The following is an 18,535-nucleotide window of genomic DNA, read 5'->3' as shown; positions in this document are numbered from 1 at the left end:
GGCGGGCGCCTGCGTGGGCTACACCCTGGTTTTTACCTGGGCCCGGGTGGGCTACGGGCTCTCGCTGACGGAAGCCGCGAAGGTCATGGCGTACCCCACCGGCTACCCCCAGGGCTGGGGCCTGCTGATGGCGGCGCAGGGACTGCTGCTGATTTCGGCCTGCGCGGGCGGGGCGCTGGCGCTGGCCTCGGCGCTGGGCTACGGCTGGGCCGAGTATTTCAGCCCGCGGCGGCTGGGCGCCGGCTGGTGGCTGCTGGGCGCGGCGGCGCTCATCGTCGTCGTCCTGCCGTTCATGTCCGTCGTCATTGCCTGGAACGCGGGGGCGCACCTGCCCGAGGCGCTGCGCGGGTTTGAGCTGTGGGCGCGGGCCAGCGAGGACCGGGCCCAGGGCCTCATTAAGTTTCTCACCCAGTTCAACTCCGCGGGGCGCTTTCTGGGGGCCGTCGTCGTCATTGCCGTGGTGCCGGCCGTGGGCGAGGAGCTGGTGTTCCGGGGCGTAATTCAGAAGAACCTGGTGCGCTGGTTTTCGCCGCACGTGGGCGTGTGGCTGGGGGCGGCGCTGTTTTCGGCCATTCACCTGCAGTTTTTCGGGTTCGTGCCGCGCCTGGTGCTGGGCCTGGTGCTGGGGTATCTGTACCTCTGGAGCGGCAACATTCTGGTGAGCATGGCCGCGCACTTCACCCAGAATGCCTTTCAGCTCGTGGTGCTGTACCTGGCCCAGCGCGGGCAGTTTGGCTGGGGCTTCAACCCCGACTCCACCGACACCCTGCCCTGGACGCTGGTGCTGCCCTCGGCCGTGCTTTCGGCCGGGCTGCTCTACGTACTGCATCAGCGCATGACGGCCCCGCCCGCGCCCACCGCCATGCTCACCCTGAGCAGCGCCGGCGTAGCCGGGCGGCGCAATGAACCGTAGGGACGCATCTTTGCGGCTCGCCGGTGACCGGTGAAGGCTGCGCAGACTTCACGCCATCAGCCACGACGAGACGCCAGGACGCGTCTCCACACCCCCCGCGACTTGCCCGACTCTACGCCCCCGACTGCTCCTGTTTCTTCCAATGCCCCCGCCGCGAAACGCAAGCCCAGCAACCTGCGGCTGCGCCTCATCTGGGGCATCATCGGCGCCGCGCTGCTGCTGGGCTGCGTGTGGTTCGGCCCCTGGACGTTCGGGTTATTTTTCGGCCTGGTGCAGGCCATCATGCTGTGGGAGTTCTACCGGATGATGCGGGCGGGCGGGTACGCGCCGGCCGCGTGGATTGGGGTGGGGGTGAGTGTTTATGTATTTGCTATATCGGCTATTTTGAAGTTCAACATGTACGCCGACATCACTCGGATAGATTTTGCGACGGCTGGCAACCCAGGCTGGCACACAGTAATCCTGCCATTTGCCTGGATACTCGGGCCGTTCTTATTGTTGCCAGTCCTGTTGATGCTGCGTGAGATGCTTCTGTGGCCGCGATACGACAAGCCTTTCAGCAATATTGGGGTAACCCTTGCTGGACTGGTTTACGTGTCTTTGCCCATGTGCTTACTAATTGGGCTGGCTTACAATTTTGCCTTAATTCCTGATAATTATAATTTGTCTGCAGGTTCTGTACATCCGAATGCCTACGACTACCGTCGGGTCTTCGCCCTGCTCTTCCTCATCTGGGCGTCCGACATCGGCGCTTTTGCCGCGGGCAAGACTTTCGGCAAACACAAAATGGCGCCCCGCATCTCGCCCGCCAAAACCTGGGAGGGCTGGGCCGGCGGCTTCCTGCTCACGCTGCTGGTGGGCTGGGCCCTGGGCTCCCTGCTGCCCGACCTGCCGCTGGCCCACCGCCTCGTGGCCGCCGGCGTGGTGGCCGTGTTCGCGCCCCTCGGCGACCTGGCCGAGTCCATGCTCAAGCGCAGCGTGGGGGTGAAGGATTCGGGCAGCATCATGCCCGGCCACGGCGGCCTGCTCGACCGGTTCGACGCCTTCCTGCTGGTGCTGCCGGTGCTGGCCCTGCTGCAACTGCTGGCCGGGTAGGGCGCGGGTGCCCGGGTCCCACCGCACCCCCTGCCCCCCTCTCCCCTCTCCTCAAAAGCGGGAGTCGGGGGGTGCGGTCGCCCCGAAAAAGACGCATGCCGCATCCTGCCAAAAACTATACCTTTGCGGCCCTAAACCGTACGCATACTCCCACCCAACACTTTCCATTTAATCCCCCTCCGAATGGCAGCCCAAACCGTGTATAAAGAGCCGGCTCCGATAGTAGACCGCGAAAACCCGCTCGAATCGATGATGTCGCGCTTCAACATCGCGGCCGAAATCCTCGGCCTCGACGACGAGACGTACAACGTGCTCAAAGCGCCCGACAAGCAGGTCATCGTCAACATTCCGGTGACGATGGACAACGGCAAAATCCGCGTGTTCGAGGGCTACCGCGTGATTCACAACACGATTCTGGGCCCCAGCAAGGGCGGCATTCGGTACGATAAAAACGTGCACCTCGACGAAGTAAAGGCCCTGGCGGCCTGGATGACCTGGAAGTGCGCCGTGGTGGACATCCCTTACGGCGGCGCCAAGGGCGGCATCATCTGCGACCCCACCGCGATGAGCGCCGGCGAGATTGAGCGCATGACCCGCGGTTACACCCTGGCCCTGAAGGACATCTTCGGCCCCGACCGCGACATTCCGGCCCCCGACATGGGCACCGGCCCCCGCGAAATGGCGTGGCTGATGGACGAATTCTCCAAAACCAACGGCACCACCTCGCCGGCCGTCGTCACGGGCAAGCCCCTGGTGATGGGCGGCTCGCTGGGCCGCACCGAGGCCACCGGCCGCGGCGTGATGGTATCGACCATGGCCGCGCTGAAAAAGCTGGGCCTGGAGCCGACCGCGGTGTCGGCCGCCATCCAGGGCTTTGGCAACGTGGGCTCCTGGGCCGCCGTCCTGCTGCACGCCCAGGGCGTAAAAATCAAGGGCGTCTCCGACATTTCCGGCGCGTACTGGAACGACAACGGCATCAACATCGACGAAGCCATTGCCTACAAAAACGCCCATAACGGCCGTCTCTACGGCTTCGAGGGCGCCACGTCGATGGACCCGGACGACCTGCTGACCTCCGAGGTGGACGTGCTCGTGCCGGCCGCCGTCGAGGACGTCATCACCGAGCACAACGCCCACGACATCAAAGCCAAGCTCATCGTGGAAGGCGCCAACGGCCCCACCTCGGCCTCGGCCGACCCCATCATCAACGAGAAGGGCATTCTGGTGGTGCCGGATATTCTGGCCAATTCCGGCGGCGTCACGGTGTCGTACTTCGAGTGGGTGCAGAACAAGCAGGGCTTCAAGTGGAGCCTTGACATGGTGACCGACCGCGCCGACCGCATCATGAACGACGCCTTTGAGAAGGTGTACCAGACCAGCCAGAAATACAACATCCCGATGCGCATCGCGGCCTACGTCGTGGCCATCGACAAAGTCGCGCAGACCTACAAGTTCCGCGGCGGCTTCTAATTCATCGCAGATGGTGCTGATTGCCCGAGGCGTTGCGGATGACAGGCGACGCGGCGGGTAGCGCAGCGACGATGAAAGTTTCGGCCACCCGCGCGGGCCACGAACTGGCCGACGAGCCGTTCGGTTAGTTGTCATTTTGTTACGTAAGCAGAGGCACGGGCCCCATGGTCCGTGCCTTCTTTATTTCTGGCCGTAATTTGTCTGGCCGCTACTATATGCCGCTTCTGTTGTTACCCTGAGCGAGTTCGTTGAAATCAGCGACATCTCGGGTAATCAGCACCATCTGCGATTTATGAAGATTCACAAAGAAGGACGACGAATTCTGTTCGTTACGCTACTGGTTTTGCTGGCGCTCAACCTATTGGTATTTCAATACAACAAGGGGAATGACCTCGTCAACCGGCTGTTTGCCGGGGCCACGGTCATTATCTTTTTGCTAATCCTGCAATTTTTTCGCAGCCCCTTCCGCCACCTGTTCACCCACGAAGACCTGCTGCTAGCCCCGGCCGATGGCAAGGTGGTCGTGATTGAAACCGTATTCGAGCCCGAGTACTTCGAGGACGAGCGCAAGCAAATCAGCATCTTCATGTCGCCCATCAACGTGCACGTGACGCGCAACCCGATTTCGGGCCTGGTGAAATACTTTAAGTATCACCCCGGCAACTACTTGGTGGCCTGGCACCCCAAGAGCAGCACTCAAAACGAGCGCACCACCGTGGTGGTCGAGTCTGACGCCGGCCCGCTGGTCCTCTTCCGCCAGATTGCCGGCGCCATGGCCCGCCGCATCGTGTGGTACGTGAACGAAGGCGACGAAGTGAGCCAGGGCGAGGAGTTCGGCTTCATCAAGTTCGGCTCCCGCGTCGACGTGTTCGTGCCGATGGACACCGAAGTGAAGGTGACCCTGGGCCAGAAGGTGAAAGGCGGCGAAACCGTCATCTGTCAGCTGAAAGTCTGAATCACGGATTCCTGCGGATTTTGCGGATTCTACGGATTTTGTGCACGTCCTTTTTTGAGTAAAGCATGTAGGTATAACCCGTGAAAAAAGGCCATTCGATTGAATGGCCTTTTTTCTTTTCGTAGCTCGAAAGAACAGTGCTTTGCGCCGTGCGCGAAATCCGTGGAATCCGCAAAATCCGCAGGAATCCGTGATTCAGACAAGCACATGCGGCACGAACTCCGATAGATTGGTGATGAGCCCGGCCTCACGCCGGAAGCCAATGGCGCAGGCCTCGCCGGCCCAGAACACCCCGGCTTGGTAGCGGCGGCCCTGGGCATCGGTGGGCAACTCAGCCCAGCGCTGGTAGAGTTGGGGTTGGTTGCCAAACTCGCCCGGCACTTCGGCGCCAGCTCGGCCATCGGCTTGGGTTTCAGCCACGTTCTGGCCCTCGCGGCCGAAAAGGGGCTTGCGCACGTGGTGACCCGCCAGCGGCTGCCGGCTGGCTTCGAGCAGCAGCGGGTGGTGCGGGAAGGCTTCCCAGAGGTGGGCCAGCAGGCCCTTGCTTTGGAACAGCAGGCCGTAGGCGGGGTTGGCAATGATGACGTCGCGGGTGAGCAGCAGGTTGGTGAAGTCCGCCGTGAGGTCGGGCTCTTCTTCCGCCAAAATTTCCCAGGGCACGAGCTTAAACAGGAAGTCGAACTTCTGCCACTGGCCGGGGACGGTTTCGGCCCACACGCCGCGGTCGGCGCCGTCTACTGACACCTTCATGTCGTCGACGGGGCAGATGTACACATCGGCGAAGCCGGCCGTGCGGGCGGCTTCGGCCAGCACGGCGCAATTGGCCTCGTCCTCGGCGCTGCCGGGTAGGTACGCGAGCAGCAGCGTGGCCTGGCGGTCGTTGTTGAGGCCGCGCCAGTGGCGGAGTTGGTCCTCCAGGCACTCGAACAGGCCGTTGGCCTGCTGCCCTTCTTCGCCTTGGCCCGCAGCCACCAGGCTGGCCCACTGCACCACGGCGGTTTCGGGCAGGCTGGTGGCCGTGTCGGCGTTGAATTCTAACAGCTTGGGGCCGTCGGCCGTCAGGGCCAGGTCGAAGCGGCCGTAGAGGTGCCAGTGGCGCTCGTCGTTCCAGGAGTGGCGCACGGCGGCCCACAGGTTGGCCGGGATGGCCAGCTTTTGCAGAAAATCATCGGAGATGGGGTCTGGGATGGCTTGCACCAGCATGTCGTACAGCGTGTCGGCGGCTTGCAGCAGGATTTCGGCCTCGCCCTCGGCCAACTGCACGGCTTCCTTGGCCACGTAGTTCTGGCAGGCTTCCTCAATGGCCCATTCCCAGCCCAGCGCGCGCACGGCGGGGGAGACATCGCCGGGAAGCGGAAGCAGGTTTACCATGTTTCTGTTTGCTCACTACTCACTCAAATAATTACCCGCCGAAGCCCCGAAAGCCGCCGCGGTTGCCAAAGCCGCTGCTGCGGCCGGCGGGCGCGCTGCTGCGGGCACTGGGCCGCGGCGCGGCGCTGGCGGTGGAGCGGCTTTCCTGAATGCCGGCGGTGGCGGAGGTGCCGCTGCCGCTGAAGCCCCGCCCGAAAAAGCCGCGGCCGGTGGCGCGCTCGTTGGCCACGTTGGTGCGCCAGCCCTGGTTTTGCCGCATCACGCCGGGATTGGCGTAGTAGCCCATGTTGGGGGTAAGGAAGCGGCCGGCCATGAAGCCGATGCTGCTCCACATCAGCACGTTCATCAGGCCGTTGCCCTGGGCGCGGTTTTCGGGGTTGGCGCGGCTGTATTCCTGCATCTGGCGTTGCAGGGCCTGGCCTTGCAGGGTGTCGGTTTTGCCGTCGAGGTGGTGAAGCACGGCGGCCACTTCTTCTTTGCCGGCGGGGCGCTCGGCCGTGATTTTCCACTCGCCGGCCTTCACCTCGGTCATTTCGGTGATAACGCCCTGGCTGTAGGTTTCGCCGCCCCAGCCGCCCTCGGCGCCGTTGCCCTGGTCGCCGCCGGCTTGGTCGCGGCGGCTCTCCACGGTGTCATTGGAAGAGCAGGCGGGCAGGGCCAGGCCGAGGCTGCTGGCGGCGGCAATCATGAGCACGTTGCGGCGCCAGTCGCCGAGGGAGTGAAAATGCTTTTTCATGGGACGGGTTGGAAAGAGCTTGAAAGTAACACGGCAATGCCTAAAACCACTGCGCCGCCAGCTGCGCCAGCTGCTCCAGGGCGGCCTGGTCGGCAGCAGCAAAGTCATCGAGCCGGTCACTGTCAACATCAAGCACGGCTACGACCTGGCCGGCTTTAATGATTGGCACCACAATTTCCGACTTGGAATCGGAGCTGCAGGCAATGTGGCCGGGGAAGGCTTCCACGTCGGGCACGAGGATGGTTGCGGCCCGGGCCCAACTGGCGCCGCACACGCCCCGGCCGTGCCGGATGCGGGTGCAGGCAATGGGCCCTTGAAACGGCCCCAGCACCAGCTCGTCGCCCTTCACCAGGTAAAACCCAACCCAGAAGAAGCCAAATGCCTGGCGCAGCGCGGCGGCGGTGTTGGCGAGGTTGGCCGTGAGGTCGGGCTCGACGGCGGTGAGGGCTTCGATTTGGGGCAGCAACTGCTCGTACTGCTCCGCTTTGGTGAGGTTAGGGTCGAAGGCGAGGGTTTCGGCCATGTTTGAGTTAGTTGTCAGTTGTTCGTTGTCAGTTGTTAGGTCCGTTGAGTTGGTCATTTAAACTGACAACTGACAACGAGCGACTGACAACTAAAAAAATTACTCGTTCACGTACCAGAACAACTCGTCGGGCCCAACGTTCAACTTCTCGCGCAAGCCGCTCAGGCCCAGGCGCGGCGCGGCAATGCCCTGGCCTAGCTTCCGGGACGCGCGGAACACCCGGATTTCGTCCCACAAGCCGGCGTGCAACAGGGCATTCAGCACCGTGGGGCCGCCCTCGACCAGCACGGACTGGACCTGGCGCTGGTGCAGGTCGGCCAGCACCTGGGGCAGCAGGTCGTCGGCTTCCGAGAGCCGGATGTGGTCGAGGTTGGTGGCGTGGTGGGGCTGGCGGTAGGTGTAGATGAGCGTGGGCTGTGAGCCGTCGAGCAGGTGGTGGGTGGGCGGCAGGCACAGGTTTTTGTCGATAACGAGGCGCGTGGGCTGGGGGCCGGACCAGTCGCGCACGTTCAGGCGGGGGTTGTCGTGCAGGGCCGTGCGGGTGCCCACCAGAATGGCCTGCTCCTCGGCCCGCCACTGGTGGGTGAGCAGACCGGCCTGGGGGCTGCTGATTTGCACCGGCTGGAAGTAGCGCCCGGCCAGGAAGCCGTCGGCGGTTTCGGCCCATTTCAGCACCAGGTAAGGCCGCTTTTTTTCCTGGAAGGTGAAAAAGCGACGGTTCAGCCAACGGCCCTGGTCGGCGAGCAGGCCGGTTTCGACCCGCACGCCGGCGGCGCGCAGCTTCCCAATGCCGCGGCCGGCCACCAGCGCGAACGGGTCCTCGTTGCAGACCACGACCTCGGGCACGCCTTTTTCGATGAGCAAGTCGGCGCAGGGCGGGGTCTTGCCGTGGTGGGCGCAGGGCTCCAGGGTCACGTACACGCGGCTGTGCCGCAGCAGGGCCGGGTCGGCCACGGCGGCCAGGGCGTTCACTTCGGCGTGGGGGCCGCCATGCTGCCGGTGCCAGCCCTCGCCGATGATGCGGCCCTGGTGCGTGACTACGCAGCCCACCAGCGGGTTGGGGCGGGCGTAGCCGGTGCCGAGGTGCGCCAGGTCGAGGGCGCGGCGCATGAAAACGGCGTCGTCGGGGTTGTCAGGATTCATCGGGGCGAAGGTAGGGCGAGGGCCGTAGCTACGCCGGGGGCCTAGCTTTGTTCCAATGACCACGCGCGAATTCACGACCTCCCTTGCTGCCGCCCTCCAAGCCATTTACCCCGAGCCCGAAGCGCAGGCCATTGCCGTGCTGGTGGTGGAGCACCTGTTGAACATCGACGCGCTGCAGCGCATGATGGCCGCCCAGCAGCCCGTGCCCCCCGCCGCTCGAGCGGCCCTGCCGCCGCTGCTGGCCCGCCTGCTGGCCCACGAGCCGGTGCAGTACGTGCTGGGCACGGCCTATTTCGGCGACATGGCCTTGGAGGTGACCCCCGCCACCCTCATTCCGCGCCCCGAGACCGAGGAGCTGGTGCGCGTCATCAAGCTGGAGCAGCGGGGCCGCGCCGGACTGCGGGTGCTGGACGTGGGCACCGGCTCGGGCTGCCTGGCCCTGGCCCTGGCCCACGCCCTGCGCAACGCCCAGGTGCTGGCCGTGGACATTTCGGCCGAGGCCCTGGCCGTGGCCGCCCGCAATGCCGCCCGCTACGCCCCGGCCGTGGCCTTCGAGCAAGTCGACATCCTGCAAGCCCTACCCGCCGGCCTGGCCCCCGGCTCGCTCGACGTGCTGGTGAGCAACCCGCCCTACGTGCGCGAAAGCGAGCGGCCCCTGATGCGCGCCAATGTGCTGGCCTGGGAGCCGGCCGCGGCTCTGTTCGTGCCCGACGACGACCCACTGCTGTTCTACCGCCGCCTGTGCGCGGTCGGCCACGAGCTGCTCGGCCCGGGCGGCGGCCTCTACTTGGAAATCAACGAGGCGCTGGGCCCGGAAACGGCGGCGCTGCTCGTCGCCCGCGGGTTTGCCGACGTGCGCGTGCTGCCCGACATGTTCGGCAAGCCGCGCGTGGTGCGGGGCACGCGTAGTTAGCTGACTACAAGGAAACGTCGGCCGCACTTTGCGCCGTGCCAAAAACTGTCAGAAACTTTACTTCTGAAGTAGTGACTTCGTATATCAGGTTGTAGCGTCGCTGAAACACTGCCCGTCGCAACGATAAAGTTGGATGGTTAGCCAATACGTAGGCTGGGAAAGCCAACGGGTAAGGCCCAACGGCGCTGTAAATGAAATCGAATAGCTCGTCTACAAACCGGCGGCCCCGCGCCGGATTTTCGCGGCCTATGTACTGCTCAAGCCCGAACAGCCGGTCCATAAAAACCGGGGTTACGACCACGGCCAGCGGCAGTTCACTCACAGTCCGAACCGGGTTTTGGCTTCCGACAGTGAAATGCCAGGTTGCTGCCGTGCCTGCAGGATGTCGCTTTCGATGGCGGCTTCCGTCGGCGGCGGAGCGCTGTCGCTCTCTGATTCAATCGTTACGAGGCGCTTGGCGAGTAAATCGGCCAGCGCGGCTCGCACAGCGCGGTCGGTGGGTTCGTCGGCGATGCTCAAGAGGTAGGTTTTCATACGTCAATTTACGCCCAAAAATTAGGGCGGCCTATAAATTTTGCAGCACGAAGTTGGTCATCTGCCGGTAGAGGTGCAGGCGAGTGTTGCCGCCCCCAATGCCGTGGTTGCGGTTGGGGTAGTACAGCGTCTGGTAGTCCTTGTTGGCCTTGATGAGGGCGTCGACGAAGGCGATGGAGTTCTGAAAGTGCACGTTGTCGTCGCCGGTGCCGTGCACGAGCAGGAACTTGCCTTTGAGGTTTTGGGCGAACTGCACGGGCGAGTTGTCGTCGTAGCCGGCGGCGTTTTCCTGGGGCGTTTTCAGGTAGCGCTCCGTGTACACGGTATCGTAGTAGCGCCAGTTCGTGACCGGGGCCACGGCAATGCCCATCTTGAACAGGTCGGGGTTTTTGGTCAGGGCCAGCGAGGTCATGTAGCCGCCGTAGCTCCAGCCCCAGATGCCAATGCGCGCCTTATCGACGTAGGGCAGCGTGGCCAGGTACTTGGCGCCCTCGCCCTGGTCAATGGTTTCGAGCTTGCCCAGGTTGGCATAAGTGGCCTTGCGGAAGGCGGCGCCCCGGCCCGAAGTGCCCCGGTTTTCCACCGAAACCACAATGTAGCCCTGGGCGGCCAGCATCTGGTGCCAGAGGTAGTTGGTGAGGGCCGTGCCGCCGCCGGCGTTGTCGAGTACGGTCTGGGTGCTGCCGCTGCCGAAGCTGGGGCCGCCGTACACGTGCATCAGCACGGGGTATTTCTTGGCCGGGTCGAAGTTGCTGGGCTTTATCATCCAGGCGTTCAGGTCCACGCCCTCGGAGGTTTTGAAGGTCAGAAACTCGAACTTGCCCAGGTCGTACTGGGCCAGGGTCTGGCGCAGTTTAGCATTATCCTCCAGGGTTTTCACCAGCCGGCCGGTGCTGCCCTCGCGCAGGCTCACCACCGCCGGCACGCCCGCCGAGGAGTGGGTGTTGAGAAAATACTTGGTGTCGGGGCTCATGTTCACCACGTCGGTGCCGTTGCCGGCCTCGCTGATGCGCTTTTTGCCAGTGCCCTGCAGGTTGATGCGGTACAGGTGGCGCTGCAACGCCGAGCCTTCGGTGCTGGTGTAGTACACGAAGCCGGTCTTGGGGTCGAAGCCGTTGATGGCGCTGATTTCCCAGTTGCCCCGGGTGAGCTGACGCACCTGCCGGCCGCTCATGTCGTGCAGGTAGAGGTGCTGGTAGCCGTCCTTCTCGCTGGTGAACACGAACTGCTTGCCGCCGGCCAGGTAGTTCAGGTCGTCGTTGATTTCCACGTAGGCCGGATTGGTGTCGGTGAGCACCACTTTGGTTTTGCCGGTGCCGGCGTCGGCGTGCAGGATTTCGAGCTTGTTCTGCAGCCGGTTGAGGCGCTGGATGCTGAGCGTGCCGGGCACCTGGGTCCACTGCACGCGAGGCAGGTACTGGTTAGGCTCGGGGCCCACGTCCATCTTGGTGGTGCGGGCGCTGGCCACGTCGTAGGTGCTCACGCTCACGACCGAGTTTTTCTCGCCGGCCTTGGGGTACTTGAAGCGGTTTTCCTTGGGGTAAAGGCCGCCCCATTCCTGCATGTCGTACTCGGGTACCTGGCTTTCATCGAAAGTATAATAGGCGAGCTGCTTGCTATCCGGCGACCAGAAAAAGCCCTGCGCGAAGCCAAATTCCTCCTCGTACACCCAGTCGGCCGAGCCGTTGATGAGCTGGTTCTTGGCGCCGGTGGTGGTCACGGCGGTTTCCTTCATCGTGGCCAGGTCGGTCACAAACACGTTGTTGTTGCGGGTGAAGGCCACGCGCTGGCCGTCGGGCGAGAACGTGGCGTAGCCCTGCTTGCCGCCCGCGCTCAGCGGCGTCAGCTGCTTGGCGCCGCGGTCGAATACGTAGTAGCTGGCCCGGGCGCTGCGCCGGTAAATGGGCTCGGTGGCGGTGGTGAACAAGACTTTCTGCTCGTTGGCGTTGAAGGAATAGCCGTCCACGTCGAGGGGCTTAGCAGCGCCGGCCACTTGCAGGTCGGCGGCGGCCACCAGCGTTTGCACGGTTTTGCCGGTGGTCACCTCGTGCTGCACCAGGCTGCCGTTTTCCAGCGCCGAGTAGTAGCGGCCGTCGTTCATCCAGTTAAAGCCCGGCACGCTGGCCGCCCGGAACGTGGGCTTGGCCCAGATATCGTCCAGGGTCAGAGGCAGCTTCTGCTGGGCCAGGGCGGGGGCAGAAGTAAAGCCGGGCAGCAGGGCCGGGCCGTTGGCGGCCAGCAGCGCGGCCAAAACGAAAAAGCGAAAACGCATAGCGGGGGATAAAGAGAGAAGATTGAAAGTTCGGGTTTCCAAACCAGAAACCGGCAACAATCAACCAGCAACCAAAATAAGGAAAGAAACCGGGCGTTAAAGGTAACAGCCACCCGCAGCACCTGCCGGGCCGTGGCTCCCGCTACCTTTGCACCATGCGCATTCGCTTTCTGTTGCTGGCCCTGCCCGCCCTCATTACCGCCTGCGGCGACAAGACCAACGGCCCCGTGCGGCTCGATTTCATCGGCACTGCCGCCCTGGTGTCCGGCAATCGGTTGGCCAACCCCAACGACACGCTCTCGACCCGCGCCTACGCCGTGGGCAACGACAACCGCCTGAAACGCCTGCTCATCACGGTCAAGTACGAGCCCACCAAGAACCCCATCGTTTATCCCTTGCCGCTCACGGCGTACGACCCCACTGACACCCCTGATGACGAGGAATTGGTTTACCTGGATTCGCTGATTACGCCCGTCGAAACAGGTGCCGCTAATGCTCCGCGGGGCGGCGAATACGTGTTTCAAAACCGATTCACGGCCCGCTCCACCTCGGGTACGGAATTGTGGCGCTACACCGTGACTGACGCCACCGGGCAAAGCGCCAGCCGCGCCTACCGCCTCACGGTGCGCAACCCGGACTCCACCGCGGTATTTCACAGCTACACGGCGTTGATACGCCCCGTGCCCAGCACCGTTACCACTCCCGATTCGGTTCGGCTGCCGGCCCAGGCCCGCGCCCGCGTCTTTTTGAACCTGCGCTCTGGCCTACTGCTGCCCAAGTACGCCCTCGTGAACCAGGATGCGTCGGTGCAGGCCAACCAGCAACTGATTGACCTGATATGCGCGGCCAACAGCACCGCCATCAGCCTCAACACGCCCACGAACAATTCGGTGGTCAACCTCTCGCTGCAAGCCTGGCCCCCGGCCAACCGGCGGGCCACCGAGCTGCGCCGCACCGCTTTTACGATAACTCAATTCAACGGAGCCGTGACCACCGACGCCTTTGTTGCGGCCTTCACCGGCGGGAGCTCGTTTGCGCCGGATAGTTCGTCGACCGGCGCGCTGGCCAAAGACCAGGTAATCGCCTTCCGCACCAGTGAAAGCGGCCAGACGACGTATAACGGACTCCTTCTCGTAACCGACGTGGCCGCCGGCACCGCGCCGCTGCTCAAATGCAGCGTCAAGGTGCAGAAATAAAATAAAACAGGCTACTGAAAGGCCGTTTCCAGGTCAGTATACATCTTTCTCGGCTCCCCTCTCCTTGGGCTTCGCGCTTTAAGCGAACCGGGGCCCGCCTCGCAGGGGTCTCGTGAGGTTTCGCCGGTCGCGCCGTATCCATTGACCTGGGAGCCGCTTTAAAAAGCCGTCCAGATAGGCCGCGGGAAAATAGCAGAACGTCGTGCTGAGCTTGCCAGAGCATCGCCTCAACTCCTTAAGAAGCTGTTTGAGTTATTTTTGGGTGGCATGAGGACGATGTATAGCCGCATCCTGGCGTCTCGTCGTGCGCGCAGGTCGGCCCATTGCGTTCAACGACGAGACGCCAGGATGCGTCTCTACACCGACCAGCGGCTAATTCAAACAGCTTCTAAGAAGGATTACTGCCCCACGCCGGGTGCTTCGACAAGCTCAGATGATGCCTTGTTTGAATGGAGTTTAAGTAACTAAAAAAGGCTGCCCCGTAACGAGCAGCCTTTTTAATGACGGGGATTACAGCTGGCCGCGCTAGAACGTGATGCCCGCCGTCACGCTGGTGGTGTAGCGGTTGTTATTCACCCTGATAACGGGCTGCGAGCCATTTTCCAGCGAGTACGGCGTGTAAATCTGGTCCACGGTGGTGTACACGGCGGCGGCGTCGAGGAAGAAGTTGCCTTGGCGCAGGCCCACCCCGCCGGTGTAGTAGTTCTGCACCCGCTCGTTGTTGGCGTCGGCCTGGTAGGGGTCGCCGTAGCGGGCGTAGCCCAGCCGCACCCGAAACACGTCGAAGCGGCCTTCCGCCCCGAGGCGCAGATTCACGGTATTGCGGTAACGGGCCTGAATGTCGTTGTTTTCGGCGGCAAACGTGTAGTCGTCGCCGTTGGCGTCCTGCGAGTCGTTGTTCAGGCGGGCCTGGCCGTAGCCCACGTATTCCACATCGCCGGTCACGAAGCCGTACTTGCCCAGCGTGACGGCCACCCCGCCGTTGGCCCGGAAGGGCGTGGTGAGGGTGTAGGCGTACGGGGGCGGTGTGCGCAATACCCGGGGGGCGTCGCCCACCGGCAGGTCGCCGGGCACCCTGTCGGTACCCGTCGCACTAAAATTAGCCGTCAGACTTTCGCTGTACGTGTCATTGAGCCGCATGAAGGTGGGCGTCTGCACCGAGGCCCCCACCCGCACTTTGTCACTGGCCCGGTAAATCAGCCCCAATCGGGCGTTGATGCCGGTGCCGGTGGTCTTCAGTTCGTCCCTGCTGGTCAGGCTATTAAAGTACGTGTTGGGGTCGTTGTCGGCCTCGGTCAGCGTGCGCACCCGGGAATAGTTGGAACCGAGAATGCCCAGGGCCCCGCCGATGTACAGCCGGTCGCGGTAGCTGGCTCCGTAGCCCAAATCAAACTGCGACACCGACCCCGAATTCGTAATCAGCTCGCTTTGCGTCAGCACATTGCCCTGCTGCCGCAGCACGACGGCCGAATCGGCCCCCGTGCGGGAAGTTCGAATGTTGGCCAGGTAAGCGCCGTAAGCCAAGCCCAGGTCCGTGCGGTAATCGTTGCTGTCGACCTGGTCATCCAAGTCGTTAAAGGCGCTTTCGCCGCGGGCCCCGTCCGCATCGGGCCGCAAGCGGGCCAGGTACGACTGGTTGTTGCCGACTGAGCCTTGGTACCGCGAGCTGGCGTTGAAGTCGGCCAGTCGGCTAAAGCCCAGCGCAAAAGCGCCACCGCGCCAGTTGGTGCTCTGGTCGCTGTCGGGGCGCCGGTTGGTGAGCACCAGGCCCGCGCTGGCAATGTGGAAGCTGTTCTTATTCTCCGTTTGCGCGCCGGCCGGACCGCCCTCGATGCGGGCGTCACCCTGCCCCAGACCAATGCCCGGCGTGAAGTGCACCTCCGACTTTTGAAACAGGCCCAAGCCGGCCGGATTACTGCTCAGGTTGCCAAAATCCGCGCCCAGGGCCACATTGGCGCCCCCAATGCCCAGCGTGCGGGCGGGGCCGCCAAATTGCAGGCGGGAATAGCGCAGGGCATCGCTCGCGCCCTGGGCAAAAGCGTAGCCGGCCGACCCCGCTGCGAGGGCCAGGCTAAGCCCGATTATCCGTTTTTTCATAGGAGCAGGAAGAAAAGGAGCCAGCCGTTGGGCCGGCTCACTTGGAAAAAGTTTTTGCAAAAAGCAGAGGTAAGTTGCCTAGTCGCGGCCGCGGTTCCGACCGCCGCCGCCCCCGCCTCCGTTACTCCCACCGCCACTGTTGGACGGGGCCGAATACGAACGCTGCGGCTGCTCATAAGTCCGTTCCTGCCGCGGCTGCTCGTACGTCCGCTCCTGGCGGGGTTGCTCGGTGCGCTCTTGGCGAGGCTGCTCGTAGGTGCGGCGCGTAGGCTGCTCAGCGGCCTGACCTTGGTTGTCACTCGGCTGCGAGGGTGGGCTTTGGAATAGGCCACCCCGACGGCGCGTACTTTCCTGGGGCTGCGCCACGGCTTCCTGCGGCTGCACTTGGTCGCTTGAGGGCACGATGTCGGTGCTGCGCCAGCGGCCGCGGTTTTCCTCGCGCGCCACCCGGCTCCGTTCGGAACTGGCATCCAGCGGGGTTTGACCGGCCGCGGACTGCTCCATATTGCGATACTGAGGCCTTTCGGCGCGCTCTATGCGCCGGGGGCGGTTGAATGATTCTTCGGCCCGGTCGGGCTGGGTGGTGGGTGTGGTCGTTACCGTTTCGCTGCGGGCCCGGGTGCGTTCGGGAGCAACGACAGTCGGCGCAGCCTGCAGCCCCGGGCCGGGATTGGGGGCCAGCACCTGGTCGCTGCTTCGCATGCGGCCACCGGTTCTGGGCGTGCCGGGGGTGCCACCAACGGGAGTGCCTGCGTTGCCGCCCGAGGTGTAGCGGCCATCCGAGGCCCGGTCGCTGCGCTGGCGCGAGGTGCGCGGGCGGCCGTTGTTACCGGAGCCGTAGTTGCCGCCACCATAATTTCCACCGCCATAATTCCCGCCGTAGTAGTTGTTGCCGTAATAGCCGCCCCGCCCGTAGTAGCCGCCGTAGCGGGGGCCGCCGTAGTAGTACGGCTCATAGAAACCGGGCCCGTACCCGTAGCCATAGGGCCGGCCGTAGCCGCCGAACCCACCGTACCCCCAGGGCCGCCCAAACCCAAAGCTAATGCTGATGCCCGAGCCGTACCCGTAGCCGAAGGGGCTGTAGAAGGGGCTATAAAAAGGGCTGTAGAACGGGTCGTAAAAGTCGCCAAATCCGCCGTAGCCGTAGCCGCCAAACCCGCCACCGTAGCCGCCGAAGGGACCCACGCCGTAGCCGAGGCTGGTGTAAGGACCATAGGGCGAGTAGTAGCTCAGGCCCCGGCCCGGCACGCCGCGCATGTAGGTGTAGGTATTGTCGTAGTACTGGTCCGAGCCGCTGCCCTGGCGGGCCGATGAGCTACCGGCACTGCCATTGTAGTCGGGGTTGGCGGCTTCGTCGGTGCTGGCCGGGGCGGGGGCCGCGCTCACGACGGCCGTGGTGCGGTCCTGAGAAGAATAATAGACGCCGTCGTCTTCCGAAGAAGTGAGCGCCGAAGTGCCCGCGCAGCCGCCCAGCGCAAACAAGGCCAAAGCGGGCAGGAAAGCGGTGAGCAGGTTTTTCATGGCTAAAGATATGAGAGTGGAGGGGCTTACGGTAAAGTAACGACGCAAACGGTGGCCGCGGGACGAAGAGGCTAGCAACCAACTGCTATTCGACCAAACGGCGGCGAAAAACGGGCAGTTCTGGCAGCCTCAACGCGGCAAACAGACCTGGCGCGGGCAATCGGCGGTCCGCGCATTAGTAACGTAATTTGACTTCGAAACGGTGCCATTTGGTTAAGTCAAATCTTGTACCAGAGTTCGGAGCTATTTCAATTACCTTTTAGATGCCTTCCATGAGCAAAAAGTTGCCCACCCGTCAAGAAGATTACTCACTTTGGTACAATGAGTTAGTGAAGCGCGCCGGCCTGGCCGAAAACTCGGCCGTGCGCGGTTGCATGGTCATCAAGCCCTACGGCTACGCCATCTGGGAAAAAATGCAGCGCCAGCTCGACGACATGTTCAAGCGCACCGGCCACGAAAATGCCTATTTCCCCATTTTTATCCCCAAAAGCCTGTTTGAAGCCGAGGAGAAAAACGCCGAGGGCTTCGCCAAAGAGTGCGCCGTGGTGACCCACTACCGCCTCCAAACCGACCCCGACCGCCCCGGCAAGCTGCGCGTGGACCCCGCCGCCAAGCTGGAAGAAGAGCTGGTGGTGCGCCCCACCTCGGAGGCCATCATCTGGAGCACCTACAAGAACTGGGTGCAGAGCTACCGCGACCTGCCGCTGCTCATCAACCAGTGGGCCAACGTGGTGCGCTGGGAAATGCGCACCCGCCTGTTTCTGCGCACGGCCGAGTTTCTGTGGCAAGAAGGCCACACGGCCCACGCTACGGCCGAGGAAGCGGTGGCCGAAACCCGCCAGATGCTGGACGTGTACGCCGAGTTTGCCGAGGAGCACATGGCCCTGCCCGTAGTGAAGGGCGTGAAAACTCCCAACGAGCGGTTTGCCGGCGCCGAGGACACATACTGCATCGAGGCGCTGATGCAGGACGGCAAGGCGCTGCAGGCCGGCACCAGCCACTTCCTGGGCCAGAACTTCGCCAAGGCCTTCGACGTGACTTTTGCCACCAAGGAAGGCGGCCTGGAGCACGTGTGGGGCACCAGCTGGGGCGTGAGCACCCGCCTGATGGGCGCCCTGGTGATGGCGCACTCCGACGACGAAGGCCTGGTGCTGCCGCCCAAACTGGCCCCGATTCAGGTGGTCATCGTGCCCATCTACAAAACCGGCGAGCTGGACGCGCTGCTGGAGCGCATCCGGCCCATCCAGCAGGGCCTTATTGCCCGGGGCATTGCCGTGAAGGTGGACAGCCGCGACACGGAGCGCCCCGGCTTCAAGTTTGCCGAGTGGGAAATGAAGGGCGTGCCCGTGCGCCTGGCCATCGGCGCGCGCGACCTCGACGCGGGTACCGTAGAAGTGGCCCGCCGCGATACCAAGGAAAAGCTGAGCCTGCCCCTGGCCGACATCGTGGCCAGCGTGGACCAGCTGCTGACCGATATTCAGGCGAACATCTACGCCAAAGCCCGGAGATTCCGCGAAACCCACACCACCCGCGTCGACAGCTACGACGAGTTCAAACGGGTGCTGGACGACGAGGCCGGCTTCGTGCTGGCCCACTACGACGGCACCTCCGAAACCGAGGAGCGCATCAAGGACGAAACCAAGGCCACCGTGCGCTGCCTGGCCCTGAACGAGCCCGACGAGGATGGCGTTTGCATGGTGACGGGCCAGCCGAGCGTACGGCGCGCGTACTTCGCCCGGGCGTATTGATTCATTAAATTAGAAATGAACGTCGTGTTATCTGGCGTCCGCGCCGTA

The 18,535-nt window shown here is 63.6% G+C and carries 16 protein-coding genes; 7 read left to right on the top strand and 9 right to left on the bottom strand.

Translation table 11 applies throughout. The features are described 5' to 3' along the window. The 4 genes from RMO51_RS22150 to RMO51_RS22135 all read left to right on the top strand — a co-directional run. Window positions 1–913, top strand: a 913-nt coding sequence (locus RMO51_RS22150; RefSeq protein WP_310398171.1) for a CPBP family intramembrane glutamic endopeptidase, incomplete at its 5' end; no start/stop codon positions are given. A gap of 102 nt (window positions 914–1,015) precedes the next feature. Further along, on the top strand, window positions 1,016–2,008 hold the full coding sequence (locus tag RMO51_RS22145; RefSeq protein WP_310398170.1) for a phosphatidate cytidylyltransferase: 993 nt from the start codon (window positions 1,016–1,018) through the stop codon (window positions 2,006–2,008). A gap of 183 nt (window positions 2,009–2,191) precedes the next feature. Next, a complete protein-coding gene (locus RMO51_RS22140) occupies window positions 2,192–3,478 on the top strand; it encodes a Glu/Leu/Phe/Val dehydrogenase (protein ID WP_310398169.1) in 1,287 nt (428 codons plus the stop codon). 292 nt (window positions 3,479–3,770) lie between these two features. Continuing rightward, window positions 3,771–4,433 (top strand): phosphatidylserine decarboxylase family protein, encoded by a 663-nt coding sequence (locus tag RMO51_RS22135; protein WP_310398168.1) that lies wholly within the window; start codon window positions 3,771–3,773, stop codon window positions 4,431–4,433. A 195-nt stretch (window positions 4,434–4,628) separates the two neighbouring features. Here the strand turns inward: RMO51_RS22135 and RMO51_RS22130 are convergent, their stop codons facing one another. The 4 genes from RMO51_RS22130 to ribD all read right to left on the bottom strand — a co-directional run bounded on the left by RMO51_RS22130 (window position 4,629) and on the right by ribD (window position 8,206). Then, window positions 4,629–5,804, bottom strand: coding sequence for a glutathionylspermidine synthase family protein (locus RMO51_RS22130; RefSeq protein ID WP_310398167.1), 1,176 nt, complete (start codon window positions 5,802–5,804; stop codon window positions 4,629–4,631). A gap of 31 nt (window positions 5,805–5,835) precedes the next feature. Continuing rightward, window positions 5,836–6,540 (bottom strand): hypothetical protein, encoded by a 705-nt coding sequence (locus tag RMO51_RS22125; RefSeq protein WP_310398166.1) that lies wholly within the window; start codon window positions 6,538–6,540, stop codon window positions 5,836–5,838. Window positions 6,541–6,580: 40 nt separating this feature from the next. After that, window positions 6,581–7,063: a GAF domain-containing protein gene (locus RMO51_RS22120; RefSeq protein WP_310398165.1), complete on the bottom strand. Its 483-nt coding sequence runs from the start codon at window positions 7,061–7,063 to the stop codon at window positions 6,581–6,583. Between the two features lie 99 nt (window positions 7,064–7,162). Further along, the gene (ribD, locus tag RMO51_RS22115; protein WP_310398164.1) at window positions 7,163–8,206 is read right to left on the bottom strand and encodes a bifunctional diaminohydroxyphosphoribosylaminopyrimidine deaminase/5-amino-6-(5-phosphoribosylamino)uracil reductase RibD; all 1,044 of its coding nucleotides are present in this window, start codon (window positions 8,204–8,206) and stop codon (window positions 7,163–7,165) included. Between the two features lie 55 nt (window positions 8,207–8,261). On the opposite strand from ribD, the gene prmC reads away from it, so the two are divergent. Further along, window positions 8,262–9,119, top strand: coding sequence for a peptide chain release factor N(5)-glutamine methyltransferase (gene prmC, locus RMO51_RS22110; RefSeq protein WP_310398163.1), 858 nt, complete (start codon window positions 8,262–8,264; stop codon window positions 9,117–9,119). Window positions 9,120–9,123: 4 nt separating this feature from the next. On the opposite strand, the gene RMO51_RS22105 is transcribed toward prmC, so the two are convergent. The 3 genes from RMO51_RS22105 to RMO51_RS22095 are packed head-to-tail and all read right to left on the bottom strand — an operon-like array spanning window position 9,124 to window position 11,925. Next, the gene (locus RMO51_RS22105) at window positions 9,124–9,441 is read right to left on the bottom strand and encodes a hypothetical protein (protein ID WP_310398162.1); all 318 of its coding nucleotides are present in this window, start codon (window positions 9,439–9,441) and stop codon (window positions 9,124–9,126) included. Next, a complete protein-coding gene (locus RMO51_RS22100) occupies window positions 9,438–9,653 on the bottom strand; it encodes a hypothetical protein (RefSeq protein ID WP_310398161.1) in 216 nt (71 codons plus the stop codon). The genes RMO51_RS22105 and RMO51_RS22100 overlap by 4 nt, the downstream gene beginning before the upstream one ends. Window positions 9,654–9,684: 31 nt before the next feature. Beyond that, window positions 9,685–11,925: a S9 family peptidase gene (locus RMO51_RS22095; protein WP_310398160.1), complete on the bottom strand. Its 2,241-nt coding sequence runs from the start codon at window positions 11,923–11,925 to the stop codon at window positions 9,685–9,687. A 155-nt stretch (window positions 11,926–12,080) separates the two neighbouring features. On the opposite strand from RMO51_RS22095, the gene RMO51_RS22090 reads away from it, so the two are divergent. After that, a complete protein-coding gene (locus RMO51_RS22090) occupies window positions 12,081–13,121 on the top strand; it encodes a hypothetical protein (protein ID WP_310398159.1) in 1,041 nt (346 codons plus the stop codon). Window positions 13,122–13,646: 525 nt separating this feature from the next. Here the strand turns inward: RMO51_RS22090 and RMO51_RS22085 are convergent. Next, window positions 13,647–15,218 (bottom strand): hypothetical protein, encoded by a 1,572-nt coding sequence (locus tag RMO51_RS22085; protein WP_310398158.1) that lies wholly within the window; start codon window positions 15,216–15,218, stop codon window positions 13,647–13,649. Between the two features lie 78 nt (window positions 15,219–15,296). Then, on the bottom strand, window positions 15,297–16,739 hold the full coding sequence (locus RMO51_RS22080; protein WP_310398157.1) for a hypothetical protein: 1,443 nt from the start codon (window positions 16,737–16,739) through the stop codon (window positions 15,297–15,299). Window positions 16,740–17,011: 272 nt separating this feature from the next. Here RMO51_RS22080 and proS point away from each other — a divergent pair, with 272 nt between their 5' ends. Continuing rightward, the gene (gene proS, locus RMO51_RS22075; RefSeq protein WP_310398156.1) at window positions 17,012–18,487 is read left to right on the top strand and encodes a proline--tRNA ligase; all 1,476 of its coding nucleotides are present in this window, start codon (window positions 17,012–17,014) and stop codon (window positions 18,485–18,487) included. The last annotated feature ends 48 nt before the right edge of the window (window positions 18,488–18,535 follow it).

It is taken from the genome of Hymenobacter sp. (assembly GCF_031398885.1).
Lineage (GTDB): Bacteria > Bacteroidota > Bacteroidia > Cytophagales > Hymenobacteraceae > Hymenobacter.
Note: the sequence above shows the minus strand (reverse complement) of the source record. Positions and strands in the feature narration are given on the sequence as shown.